Source organism: Moritella sp. F3, assembly GCF_015082335.1.
Lineage (GTDB): Bacteria > Pseudomonadota > Gammaproteobacteria > Enterobacterales > Moritellaceae > Moritella.
This window is the reverse complement of the sequence record NZ_BLRL01000009.1, coordinates 54159-67848: the sequence shown is the minus strand read 5'-3', so window position 1 is coordinate 67848 and position 13690 is coordinate 54159. Positions and strand designations below refer to the sequence as shown.

The following is a 13690-nucleotide window of genomic DNA, read 5'->3' as shown; positions in this document are numbered from 1 at the left end:
ATGGCATTAATATCTCTGCTGCTGGCACTGCTGATTGAGCGAGTTGTGCATTTGAGCGCTAAACTGCAGCTCGATAATGTGCTGCAGCGTTATCTGTTCCCGTTACTTCCTTCGTTTATCAATGGTGGTCTGCTTGGTACGTTAGTGATCATCGCATTACCAGCCATCTTGATGTACAGCTTATTGGATGCGCTGGCAGGCCTTTATTATGGCATTTTTACCATCATCACTTGGTTGCTATTATTATTGATGAGCTTTGGTGGTAGTGACTATCGCCGTGATTATCGCCAATACCTTAAGGCATTAAGTCGTAATGACTTAGAAGCTAAAGGTATGTATGCAAATTGTTTAGATGTAAATAGTGAACGTTTTTGTGCGACGCTACTGACCCAAGCCGTTGCTCAGCAGCTAGTTTGGCTTAATTACCGTTTTTATTTTGCGGTGATTTTTTACTTTGTGGTTGCAGGGCCTATTGGTTTAACCCTATATGTCGTTGTGCGTAGTTACCATAAGTATATTGTTCAACATCATCGCAAGCGATTAAAGCGTACTGGTATTCATCGGATTATGCGAATTGTGGATTGGTTACCGGCACGTTTAACAATGCTTGGTTTTGCGTTGGTGGCGGAAGAGCAGGCTGCCTTACCACAGAGTCTACGTAGTTGGCGTGATCTATCTACACCGGAGTTTGATTTATTAGGCAAGGTTGTATACCTCGCGAGTAAAGCCAATGTAGAAACAGATCAATGTTATGACTATACCTGCTATTTAGTGCAGCTAGCGAAACGCAATATTACCTTCTTTGTGACAATCATTTCCCTCCTTACCATTAACGGTACTATTATTTAATACAGATTAATACGAGTGCAATCCGTATCGAATTATTATCTAACCACGACCGAGTGATTCGTTAAGCATCATCTAGTGTAGTGAAATCATCTGATTTTTGATAAAGCATAGACTGTAATGGTCTATGCTTTATTGTGCTCAAACATCCTCTTAAGTGGTAAGACCAATATGACAAGGTTATCACTTTGGGGGTAGTTTGTTGCAGTTTAACGCTTAGCGTTCAGTCATTTAAACTGGCTTAAAGAGCAATTACCCTATTAATCTGCTTGGTTTATCTATTTATTTAGATGGATTAATACTGACTATTTTGATTTAAACAGCATTAATACGAACAAAAATGTCTATTTTTAATGACAATCGAACGTGGTTTTGGTAAATTGTCATGACTTAATATTAAATTGGTCTTACCAATTTACCACTGGTCATTTTGAGGTTCACATGGTCTATCGAAAAATTCAGCCGCCGAAGTTGTCAGATGCAATTGCAGAACAACTAGAGCAGATGATTTTGGAAGGTAGTTTAGAATCCGGCCAGCGCTTACCTTCAGAGCGTGATTTAGCCCTGCAGTTAGAGGTTTCTCGCCCAACTGTACGTGATGCAATTCTACGTTTGGAAAGCAAAGGTTTATTGGAACGTCGTCAAGGGCGTGGTACATGGGTGAAGAAGGTCATGGACCAAACACTGATGGAACCGCTGTTTCAATTATTGACGACACACCCTGAAGCGCAATTAGATCTGCTTGAATTTCGTCATGCCTTAGAAGGTATTTCAGCTTATTACGCCGCGTTACGTGGTACTGAAACCGATTTTCAGCAATTACGCGTTGCGCTTGATGCAGTTACTGCATCGGAGTTAGCGCAAGACCCGCAGTTACAAGCACAAGCGGTGAGTGCGTTTAATATTGCGGTTACTGCGGCATCACATAATATTGTGTTGTTGCATCTTCTGCGTGGTTTAAATCCATTGTTAGAAGATAATATTTGTCAAAATTTTAGGTTGTTGGAAAAGCGTCAAGGTGTGGTTGAACAAATTAGCCAACATCGCGGTGATATGCTCACTGCAATTCTTAACCGACAACCAGAAACAGCCAGAGAAGCATGTCATGCCCATCTGGCTTATATCGAGCAAGCATTGCTAGATATTGGGCGTGAAGATAGCCGCATTAACCGTGCGTCACGCCGTATAAAACAAGCTAAATAGTGTTACTAATGAATATTCTTAAACATCAAGATGCTTAAGAATATTTCTTTAATATTGTAGAGATCTAATTAGTAAGGAATCTCATATGTCCGACATCTTAAAGCATGATGTAGACCCAATCGAAACTACCGAATGGCTAGAATCAATCGAATCAGTAATTCGTGAAGAAGGTCTTGAACGTGCACAGTATTTACTAGAAAAAGTAATTGCAAAAGCACATCAAGACGGCGTTGCACTAGGTAAAGGCGGCATCACTACGGATTACATCAATACTATCCGTACTGAAGACCAACCTGTATACCCAGGTGACGAGAAATTAGAGCGTCGTATTCGTTCGATTATCCGCTGGAATGCTTTAATGATCGTACTACGTGCATCTAAGAAAGACTTAGAGTTAGGTGGCCACATGGCTTCTTTCCAGTCTTCTGCTGCACTTTACGATGTATGTTTCAACCACTTCTTCCGTGCTCCAACGGAAAAAGACGGTGGCGATTTAGTTTATTACCAAGGTCATATTTCTCCTGGTATTTACGCTCGTTCATTTGTTGAAGGTCGTTTAACTGAAGATCAACTAAACAACTTCCGTCAAGAAGTTGATGGTAAAGGTATCCCGTCATACCCACATCCTAAGTTGATGCCTGAATATTGGCAGTTCCCTACAGTATCTATGGGTCTTGGTCCATTCTCAGCTATCTATCAAGCGCGTTTCTTGAAATACCTAGATGGCCGTGGTCTAAAGCAGACTGAAGATCAAACTGTATACGCTTTCCTAGGTGATGGCGAAATGGATGAACCAGAATCACGCGGCGCATTATCATTTGCTGCACGTGAAGGTTTAGACAACTTAGTATTTGTTGTTAACTGTAACTTACAACGCCTAGATGGCCCAGTAATGGGTAACGGTAAAATCATCCAAGAACTAGAAAGCTTATTTAAAGGCGCTGGTTGGAATGTGATTAAAGTTGTTTGGGGCGAAGAGTGGGATGAACTTCTTGCTAAAGACACGTCTGGTAAACTACTACAGTTAATGAATGAAACTGTTGATGGTGATTACCAAACGTTGAAAGCTAAAGGCGGCGCTTACGTACGCGAGCACTTCTTTAACCGTTACCCTGAAACTGCTGAATTAGTTAAAGACATGACTGATGATGAAATCTACGCACTTAAGCGTGGCGGTCACTCATCAAGCAAGCTTTACGCTGCATATGCAAAAGCAAAAGCAACTGTTGGTAAGCCTACTGTAATCCTAGCTAAAACTGTTAAAGGTTACGGCATGGGTGAAGCAGCTGAAGGTAAAAACATCGCGCACGGCGTGAAAAAAATGAAATCGGATACGCTTAAGCAGTTCCGTGATCGTTTCGATGTACCTGTATCAGATGATCAATTGTTAGAACTGCCGTATGTTAAAATCGAAGAAGGTACGCCTGAACACGAATACATGCATGCGCGTCGTAAAGAATTAAACGGTTACTTACCACAGCGTCAAGAAAACTTCTCTGGAAAATTAGACATCCCAACAGTTGAAGATTTCGGCGTGCTACTTGGTGAGCAAAAGCGTGAAATCTCTACAACGATGGCTTATGTTCGTGCTCTAAATGTGCTGCTTAAGCATAAAGGCATTGGCAAAAACATCGTACCAATTATCGCCGATGAAGCGCGTACATTTGGTATGGAAGGTTTATTCCGTCAAGTTGGTATTTACAACCCTAAGGGTCAAGCATACACACCTCAAGATCGCGAAATTGTTTCTTACTATAAAGAAGAAACTAGCGGCCAAGTACTTCAAGAAGGTATTAATGAGTTAGGTGCTATGTCTTCATGGGTTGCAGCGGCTACATCATACAGTACGAATGACGTACCGATGATCCCACTGTATATCTACTATTCAATGTTTGGTTTCCAACGTATTGGTGACTCTGCATGGATGGCTGGCGATCAAATGGCTCGTGGTTTCCTATTAGGTGCTACAGCAGGTCGTACAACACTAAACGGTGAAGGTCTTCAACATGAAGATGGTCACAGCTTAGTACAAGCAGGCCTTATCCCGAACTGTGTGTCTTATGACCCAACATTCGCGTATGAAGTTGCTGTTGTATTACAAGATGGTTTACGTCGTATGTACGGCGAGCAAGAAAACGTTTTCTATTACATCACATTGATGAACGAAAACTACGCTCATCACGCAATGCCAGAAGGCGTTGAAGATGGTATCCGTAAGGGTATGTATAAGTTAGAAACTTATACTGGCGAAACTGCTAAAGTTCAATTACTAAGTTCAGGTACTATCATGATGCAAGTGCGCGAAGCGGCTCGTATCTTAAGTGAAGACTATGGTATTGGTTCTGACGTATTCTCTGTAACTTCATTCAATGAAATTGCACGTGAAGGTCAAGACGTTGAACGTTACAACATGCTACACCCTGAAGCAGAGCAAAAAGTACCGTATATCACTACACTAATGAGTGATGCACCCGCTATTGCCGCGACAGATTATATCAAAAACTATGCAGAACAAGCGCGTGCATACGTGCCGACTTCATACAAAGTTCTTGGTACAGACGGTTTTGGTCGTTCAGACAGCCGTGCAAACTTACGTCGTCACTTCGAAGTTAACGCGCAATACGTAGTTGTTGCTGCATTATCTGAATTAGTTAAGAAAGGCGATCTAGAAAATCAAGTTGTTGTTGATGCAATTGCAAAATATAACATCGACGCTGATAAATTAAACCCTCTATACGCATAAGGTATAAAAAATGAGTATTGAAATTTTCGTTCCAGACATTGGTGATGATGAAGTAGAAGTAACTGAGATTTCCGTTCAAATCGGCGATACAGTTGCAGAAGAAGATACTTTGCTTGCTGTTGAGGGTGACAAAGCGTCTATGGAAGTTCCTGCACCACAAGCTGGTGTAGTACAAGAAATCCGTGTAAATGTTGGTGACAGTGTTAAAACTGGTTCATTAATCTTTATCTTCGCTGCTGAAGCTGGTGCTGCTGCACCAGTTGCTGAAGTTGTAGCTGACGCTCCTGCTGTTGAAGCTGCTCCAGTTGCTGCCGCTGCTGCGCAAGTATTAGAAGTTAACATTCCTGACATCGGCGACGATGAAGTGGAAGTAACTGAGATTTCAGTTAAAGTTGGCGATACTGTTGCTGAAGAAGACACGTTAATGGCTGTTGAAGGCGATAAAGCTTCAATGGAAGTTCCTGCACCATTCGCTGGTGTTGTGAAAGAAATTAAAGCAGCTGTTGGCGATAAAGTAACAACTGGTTCTTTCATCATGACGTTTGAAGTTGCTGGCGCGGCACCTGTTGCTGCTCCTGTTGTAACTGAAGCGACTGCACCTGCTGCACCTGTTGTAGCTAACGCAGAAGCACCGAAAGCTGCTCCAGCTGCAAAAGCACCTGAAGTAACTGGTTTCGTTGAAAATGACGCTTACCACCATGCTTCACCAGTAGTTCGTCGTCTAGCACGCGAATTCGGTGTTAACTTAGATAAAGTTGGCGCAACAGGTCGCAAAGGTCGTATTGCAAAAGAAGACGTACAAACTTACGTTAAAAATGCAGTTAAACGTTTAGAGTCTGGCGCTACTGGCGGCAATGGTTCTGGTATGGACGTTCTAGCATGGCCGAAAGTTGATTTCGCTAAATTTGGTGAAATCGAAGTAGTTAAGATGACTCGCATCCAGAAAATTTCTGGTCCGAATCTGCACCGTAACTGGGTTAAAATCCCACACGTTACACAGTTCGACGAAGCAGACATCACTGAACTAGAAGCGTTCCGTAAAGTTGAGAACAACAAACTTGTTAAGCAAGATAAAGGCTTCAAGATTTCTCCTCTTATCTTCATCGTTAAAGCAGTAGCTAAAGCGTTAGCTGATTATCCGAAGTTCAATACTTCAATCGGCGAAGATGGCGAAAGCATCATTCAGAAGAAATACATCAACGTTGGTGTTGCTGTTGATACACCAAACGGTCTAGTTGTTCCGGTTATCCGTAACGTTGACCAGAAAGGTATTTACGAGCTTTGCCAAGATCTTGCTGTTATCTCTAAGAAAGCACGTTCTGGTAAACTGACTTCTTCTGACATGCAAGGCGGTTGTTTCACAATTTCTAGCCTTGGCGGTATCGGTGGTACTCAATTTACACCTATCGTTAATGCACCTGAAGTTGCAATTTTAGGTGTATCACGTTCTGAAATTAAACCTAAGTGGGATGGCAAAGACTTTGCTCCTCGTCTTATGTTACCAATGGCACTTTCATATGATCACCGTGTGATCGATGGTGCTGACGGTGCTCGTTTTGTTACAGCATTAAACGGATATCTTTCAGATCTTCGTCAACTAGTACTTTAATTTTAGTTAAGCAAACGCTTAATTTTAATCGAGTAATAGTTTTAGTATTTAATTAAAGAGAAGTTTCGGTATTTAATCAGAAGAGTTATCGCATTTTTGCAATGTTTTAACTCTTTTTACTTCTCATTTATTTAACATATATGTAAAATTATCTGGATTCGAACATCATTACTCAGAAGCTTTAAATTGTGCCTCTGAGTGAGGTAACCGCCATTCCAGATAATTAAATGACAACGAGGTCATAATGAGTAATGAAGTTAAAGCTCAAGTAGTAGTACTTGGCGCTGGTCCTGCGGGCTACTCTGCTGCATTCCGTGCTGCAGATTTAGGTTTAGAAACTGTAATCATCGAACGTTACAACACCCTAGGTGGTGTTTGTCTTAACGTTGGTTGTATCCCTTCAAAAGCTTTACTACACGTAGCTAAAGTAATCGAAGAAGCAAAATCATTAGCAGATCACGGTATCGTGTTCGGCGCACCACAAACTGACATCACTAAAATCCGTTCATGGAAAGAAAAAGTTGTTGGTCAATTAACAGGTGGTCTTGGCGGTATGGCTAAGATGCGTAAAGTTAAAGTGGTTGAAGGTTTAGCACAATTTACTGGCGCTAACACTATCGAAGCAACAGACCGTGACGGTAACGTTACAACTGTTACCTTTGATAATGCAATCATTGCAGCGGGTTCTCGCCCAGTTAAACTACCATTCATCCCGCATGAAGATCCACGCGTTTGGGATTCAACTGATGCACTAGAACTTAAAGAAGTTCCTGGTAAATTACTTGTTCTTGGTGGTGGTATTATCGGTCTAGAAATGGGTACTGTGTACTCTGCACTAGGTTCTGATATTGACGTTGTTGAGTTTGCAGATCAATTAGTGCCTGCAGCGGATAAAGACATCGTTAAAATTTATGCTAAAGCAGTTAAAAACAAATTTAACGTAATGCTAAGCACAAAAGTAACGGCTGTTGACGCGAAAGAAGACGGCTTATACGTTACATTTGAAGGCAAAAAAGCGCCTGCTGAACCAGTACGTTATGACGCTGTGCTTGTTGCTGTTGGTCGTGTACCAAACGGTCTTGGCTTAAATGCTGAGAAAGCGGGTATTAATGTAACTGAACGTGGCTTTATTGAAACAAATAAAACCATGAGCACGAACGTTCCACACATCTTTGCAATCGGCGATATCGTTGGTCAACCTATGTTGGCGCATAAAGGTGTGCATGAAGGTCACGTTGCTGCAGAAAACATTGCTGGCAAGAAACACTTCTTCGATCCTAAAGTTATTCCATCAATTGCTTACACTGAACCAGAAATGGCGTGGGCAGGTCTAACTGAGAAAGAAGCGAAAGAGCAAGGCGTAAACTACGAAGCTGCTGTATTCCCTTGGGCTGCATCAGGTCGTGCGATTGCTTCTGACGCATCTAACGGTATGACTAAGTTATTATTCAACAAAGACACTAACCGTATCATCGGTGGTGCTATGGTTGGTACTAACGCTGGTGAATTACTAGGTGAAGTTTGTCTAGCAATTGAAATGGGTTGTGATGCAGAAGATATCGCATTAACAATTCATGCGCACCCAACGTTACACGAATCAGTTGGTATGGCTGCAGAAATTTATGAAGGTTCTATTACAGATCTTCCTAATGCAAAAGCGGTAAAAAGAAAATAATTTAGCGAGTTAATCGTTAACTTTTTATTGTCATAACGAAAAGCGACCTTAGGGTCGCTTTTTTTATGTCTGTTATTTCTGTTCTAGCCAACAAAATGCTTGTTCGCTTTTTTTATGTCTGTTATTTCTGTTCTAGCCAACAAAATGCTTGTTCGGTTATTTTATGTCATTGGTATTAGGCATTTTAAAACAGAAGTTGCTAATATAGTTGGGTATATAGATACATTTTATTGAATATAACGTGTTGTTCCCAGTGGATGGGATGGATTAATTTTTAGGAGCGTCATTAAACTATGTTTCAGGTTAAACGGATTTTTGGTTCTTCATTTACAATGATGAATGGGTTACTTCTCGCTTTCATTAGTCTTCATTTAAGCACTGCTACAGCCGCAGATGGTATTTCTACCTCAACTCCAACTACTGTTTCTGTGAGTGAAAAAACACGTCCCCAAATTGGCCTTGCCTTAAGTGGCGGTGGTGCGAAAGGTGCTGCGCATTTAGGGGTGATTAAGTATTTAGAAAAACACAATATCCCTGTTGATTATGTTTCTGGTACCAGTATGGGGTCATTTATTGGTGGTATGTATGCCATGGGCCGTTCAACGGCAGAAATAGAGCTGATATTAGCCGAATATGACTGGAGCCAAGGTTATAACGATGATGTGCCGCGCGAGAAGCTGTCGATACGTGAGAAGCAGCGTCAGGATATATTTCAAATTCAGACTGACATCGGTTTCGATGGTACCAGTATTGAATTTCCGTCTGGCTTTGTTCAAGGCCAAGGCATGGCAAAATTATTACGATTATCTACCAATAGCCTACCTTATGTGAATCATTTTGATTTACTGCCGATCCCTTATCGCGCCATTGCCACTAATGTCGAAACCATGCGTGAAGTGGTATTAGAGCGTGGCGATTTATCTAAAGTGATGCAGGCTAGCATGTCTATTCCTGGTGCTTTGACGCCAGTATTGATTGATGGGCAGCACCTTGTTGACGGTGGTATGGTGAATAATTTACCTATTGGTGTATTAAAAGATATGGGCGCAGACATCATTATTGCGGTTGATATTGGCTCACAACTTTATAGCCAAGAAGAGATCACCAGTGCCTTTCTTATCTTTGATCAGCTATCAAGCTCAATGACACGTACCAGTGCTAACGAACAGATCCTTAAATTAACTGAGCGCGATATTCTCTTGAGTCCTGATATTGATGGCATTGGTACGGCTGATTTTGATTTAATGCCTGACGCGGTAGATCGAGGTGAAAAAGCGGCGGGTTATGCCAGTGCCAAGTTAACAGCATTATCACTATCAGATGCCGATTATGCTGTATACCAACAGCAAAAAGCGATTAAAAAGCAGCAACTAGCTCAAATTGATATGATTGACATCAATAGCATTAATATTAATACCGATACCCGCCTGAGCCCAAGAGTGATCGAAAACAAGTTAAATATAAAAAAAGGGGATAAGGTCTCGGTCGCAGAATTAGAGCAGAAAATTGATGAACTCTATGCATTAAACCTGTTTCAAAAAATAGATTACAGCATCACCGATAAAAATGGCGTACATGATTTACAGGTTAATGTGGTAGAGAAAAGTTGGGGGCCGGGCTATGTGGATTTTAAATTCAACATTCAACAATCAACAACCAGTGATGATAGCCAGCAAATCGGTTTACAATATATTTTGAGTGATTTGAATCGACTGGGTGGGGAATGGCGTACTGAATTAGTGTATGGTTCGGACTCAAATATCAGTACTGAATTTTACTCTCCAATTGATTATAACCAATACTTTTTCTTTAAAACCGGCATACGTTTAGAAAACTATGAAAGTAAGCTCTATTTAGGCTCTGCGAATGATCCGGGGCTTACGCCGATTACTTCTACTTTTGAATATTTTCCAGTTAAAACAGAGCAAGTTGGCGTATATGCTGAATTAGGTGTTATCCCGTTTGAGTGGATGCAGATTGCGGTTGGTAGCTATTATCAGTCCGGTACTGCGGAAATCATTGGAACCACTATTGATAGCGATTTTGATAGCCAAGGCTGGTATGTAAAAACCCGTTTGGATTCGTTTGATAATATTTCGTTCCCAACAAAAGGGTTTAAGTTAGATGCAGATGTTTACATTGATACTGGTGATTATTTAAATAGTAACGAAAATAATATCTTCTTCAGCTTAGACTGGCGTAATGCGGTCTCTTTCGATCGCTCTACCTTTGAGCTTAAAGCATCGGTTGCCAGTTATGATGGACCGCCTATTTCACCGACGTTTGAAGTTGGTATTGGTGGTTTCCAGAATTTGTCGGGTTATGGTATTAACGAACTTACAGGTAATCATAAAGGATTGGTGGCATTAATTTATCGCCATCGTTTATTGGATAACAATTTTGGCGCTTTCTCATTACCCCTTTATTTAGGCGCTTCAATCGAGCAAGGTAATGTGTGGAACGACACTGATGACATCAGTTTTGATTCGACCATTTCTGCGGGCAGTGTGTTTGTCGCGCTAGATACTGGTATTGGTCCGGTGATGTTGTCGTATGGTTATGCCGAAGGTGGCCATGCCTCTGGTTATCTGTTTATAGGTAATAATTTCTAGATATGAGTCATAACTATTCACGTAGATTAGTTATGACTTTCCCATCATAAGTTTGATGAATGTTGAGTATTTATGTAAAAGTCCTGATGCACATGCTGCTTTAATTTTAATTTTAGGTTAAAAATGTTATATTTGTGAACACTCTGCAAGAGGCTTTAACTTTATTATTGCTGAGTTCACATAAATAACCGTTGAACTCACATAAAAAATTACTAAGTTAGGGTTAAATATAACAAGGATGTCCACCATGGGTGGCATAAAATAAGAGGAATGTGTTGTGCTAAAAGCTTATCGTAAACATGTCGAAGAACGTGCCGCTGATGGGGTTGTACCTAAACCTCTTGATGCTGAACAAGTTGCAGGTCTAGTTGAATTGGTTAAAGCACCAATCGCTGGCGAAGAAGAATTCATTTTAGATCTTTTAACGAATCGCGTACCACCAGGTGTGGATGAAGCTGCTTATGTAAAAGCTGGCTTTTTAACGGCGATTGTTAAAGGTGAAGCAACATCACCTATCTTATCTGCAGAACGTGCAACTGAACTACTTGGCACTATGCAAGGTGGTTATAACATCGAAACATTAGTTGAATTACTTGATGTTGATACGCTTGCTCCTATTGCTGCAACAGGCTTATCACACACACTATTAATGTTTGATGCTTTCTATACTGTTGAAGAAAAAGCAAAAGCAGGTAATAAATTCGCACAACAAGTAATGCAATCTTGGGCTGATGCGGAATGGTTCCTAAGTAAACCTGAAGTTGCTGAAAAAATTACAGTGACGGTATTTAAAGTACCTGGCGAAACAAATACCGATGATCTATCACCTGCACCAGATGCATGGTCTCGTCCAGATATCCCGCTACATGCACTTGCTATGCTTAAAAATGAGCGTGAAGGTGTTTCTGCTACACCACTACAAGCAATTGAAGAATTAAAAGAAAAAGGTCACCCAGTGGCTTACGTTGGTGATGTTGTTGGTACCGGTTCTTCACGTAAATCAGCAACTAACTCAGTGTTATGGTGCATGGGTGATGATATCCCATTCGTGCCTAATAAACGTGGCGGTGGTGTTTGTATCGGTTCTAAAATCGCGCCAATCTTCTTCAACACGATGGAAGATTCAGGTGCATTACCGTTAGAGTTTGATGTAAGTGATTTAAGCACTGGCGACGTGATTGATATTTATCCTTATCAAGGCGTGGTTAAAGCTAACGATACTGGCGCTGCAATTACAGAATTCAAAATCAAAACTGATGTAATTCTTGATGAAGTTCGTGCTGGTGGTCGTATTCCACTGATCATTGGTCGTGGTTTAACAACACGTGCGCGTGCTGCATTAGGTCTGGAAGATTCGACGGTATTCCGTCTACCGAAAGATGTTGCAGCATCGACTAAAGGTTATTCTTTAGCGCAGAAAATGGTTGGTAAAGCATGTGGTGTGACGGGCGTTCGTCCTGACCAGTACTGTGAACCGAAAATGACCACAGTTGGCTCTCAAGATACTACGGGTCCAATGACACGTGATGAACTGAAAGATTTAGCTTGTCTTGGTTTCTCTGCAGACCTAGTAATGCAGTCTTTCTGCCATACTGCTGCTTATCCAAAACCAGTTGATGTACAAACTCACCATACGTTACCAGACTTTATTCGTAACCGTGCGGGTGTTTCTTTACGTCCGGGTGATGGTGTTATTCACTCATGGTTAAACCGTATGTTATTACCAGATACTGTCGGTACTGGTGGTGATTCACATACGCGTTTCCCATTAGGTATTTCATTCCCTGCGGGCTCAGGTCTGGTTGCATTCGCCGCGGCTACAGGTGTTATGCCACTTGATATGCCTGAATCTATCTTGGTACGTTTTAAAGGTGAACTACAACCGGGTATCACATTACGTGATCTTGTTAATGCTATCCCTTATTACGCTATCCAGAAAGGTCTACTGACTGTTGCTAAAGAAGGTAAAATCAATGCATTCTCTGGTCGTGTACTAGAAATTGAAGGTTTACCAGAGCTGAAAGTTGAGCAAGCATTCGAATTATCAGATGCATCTGCAGAGCGTTCTGCTGCAGGTTGTTCAATCAAACTTAGCGAAGCACCGATCATTGAATATCTAGAGTCTAACATCGTGATGTTAAACTGGATGATTGCTGAAGGTTATGGCGATCCGAAAACGATTGCTCGTCGTGTTGCTGAAATGAAAGCATGGATTGCAGATCCACAATTGCTTGAAGCTGATGCTGACGCTGAATATGCCGAGATCATCGAGATTGACTTAGCTGACGTGAAAGAACCTATCTTAGCTTGTCCAAATGACCCTGATGATGTGAAATTATTATCTGATGTTGCAGGCGTTGAAATCGACGAAGTATTCGTTGGTTCATGTATGACTAACATCGGTCACTTCCGCGCTGCAGGTAAACTATTGGAGAAATTCAACGGTTCACTACCAACACGCATGTGGGTAACACCACCAACGCGTATGGATGCCGCACAATTAAGTGACGAAGGTTACTACTCAATCTTCGGTAAAGCGGGCGCTCGTACTGAAATGCCTGGTTGTTCACTGTGTATGGGTAACCAAGCTCGCGTAGGTGATAACACCACGGTTGTTTCGACTTCAACACGTAACTTCCCGAACCGTTTAGGTACTGGTGCTAATGTTTATTTGAGTTCAGCTGAAGTTGCTGCTGTAGCAGCAATTAAAGGTCGTATCCCAACTGTGGCTGAGTACATGGAACTAGCGTCTGAACTTGATGCAACGGCTGCAGATACTTACCGTTACTTAAACTTCGATAAAATTGCTTCTTATATCGAGAAAGCGAACGAAGTAATTGTTCAAGAAGCGGTTTAATTAATAGATGATACAGTGACGACTGTATCGTTAATTAGCTAACTCGAATAGAACAAAATAAGTGTATGAAACGGCTCCCTTGATAGGGAGCCGTTTTTGTTTCTGCTATTTTTTGCTACAATCCCTCCCTTGCAAACCTATCAAG

Annotated in this window: 7 protein-coding genes; all 7 read left to right on the top strand. The window is 41.3% G+C overall.

Annotated features, from left to right (window positions below; genetic code table 11):
• The 7 genes from ampE (at position 1) to acnB (ending at position 13545) form a co-directional block, all read left to right on the top strand.
• Complete coding sequence (gene ampE / locus JFU56_RS15075; RefSeq protein ID WP_198438111.1) at positions 1-849, top strand: regulatory signaling modulator protein AmpE; 849 nt, start codon at positions 1-3, stop codon at positions 847-849.
• Positions 850-1287: 438 nt separating this feature from the next.
• Entirely contained in the window at positions 1288-2049 is a 762-nt protein-coding gene (gene pdhR / locus JFU56_RS15070) for a pyruvate dehydrogenase complex transcriptional repressor PdhR (protein WP_019442591.1), read from the top strand.
• Positions 2050-2134: 85 nt separating this feature from the next.
• The gene (gene aceE / locus JFU56_RS15065) at positions 2135-4792 is read left to right on the top strand and encodes a pyruvate dehydrogenase (acetyl-transferring), homodimeric type (protein WP_198438110.1); all 2658 of its coding nucleotides are present in this window, start codon (positions 2135-2137) and stop codon (positions 4790-4792) included.
• Positions 4793-4802: 10 nt separating this feature from the next.
• Complete coding sequence (aceF, locus tag JFU56_RS15060) at positions 4803-6401, top strand: pyruvate dehydrogenase complex dihydrolipoyllysine-residue acetyltransferase (RefSeq protein WP_198438109.1); 1599 nt, start codon at positions 4803-4805, stop codon at positions 6399-6401.
• Positions 6402-6645: 244 nt separating this feature from the next.
• On the top strand, positions 6646-8076 hold the full coding sequence (gene lpdA / locus JFU56_RS15055) for a dihydrolipoyl dehydrogenase (protein ID WP_198438108.1): 1431 nt from the start codon (positions 6646-6648) through the stop codon (positions 8074-8076).
• Positions 8077-8369: 293 nt separating this feature from the next.
• Positions 8370-10688, top strand: coding sequence for a patatin-like phospholipase family protein (locus JFU56_RS15050; protein WP_198438107.1), 2319 nt, complete (start codon positions 8370-8372; stop codon positions 10686-10688).
• Between the two features lie 277 nt (positions 10689-10965).
• Positions 10966-13545 carry a bifunctional aconitate hydratase 2/2-methylisocitrate dehydratase gene (gene acnB / locus JFU56_RS15045; protein WP_198438106.1) on the top strand — a complete coding sequence of 860 codons (2580 nt, stop codon included), beginning with the start codon at positions 10966-10968 and terminating at the stop codon, positions 13543-13545.
• Positions 13546-13690: the final 145 nt, after the last annotated feature.

Bases quoted from the DNA above. Each gene is read 5' to 3' on its own strand.
- aceF (WP_198438109.1), top strand. From the start codon at position 4,803: ATGAGTATTGAAATTTTCGTTCCAGACATTGGTGATGATGAAGTAGAA.
- pdhR (WP_019442591.1), top strand. From the start codon at position 1,288: ATGGTCTATCGAAAAATTCAGCCGCCGAAGTTGTCAGATGCAATTGCA.
- ampE (WP_198438111.1), top strand. From the start codon at position 1: ATGGCATTAATATCTCTGCTGCTGGCACTGCTGATTGAGCGAGTTGTG.
- lpdA (WP_198438108.1), top strand. From the start codon at position 6,646: ATGAGTAATGAAGTTAAAGCTCAAGTAGTAGTACTTGGCGCTGGTCCT.
- aceE (WP_198438110.1), top strand. From the start codon at position 2,135: ATGTCCGACATCTTAAAGCATGATGTAGACCCAATCGAAACTACCGAA.
- JFU56_RS15050 (WP_198438107.1), top strand. From the start codon at position 8,370: ATGTTTCAGGTTAAACGGATTTTTGGTTCTTCATTTACAATGATGAAT.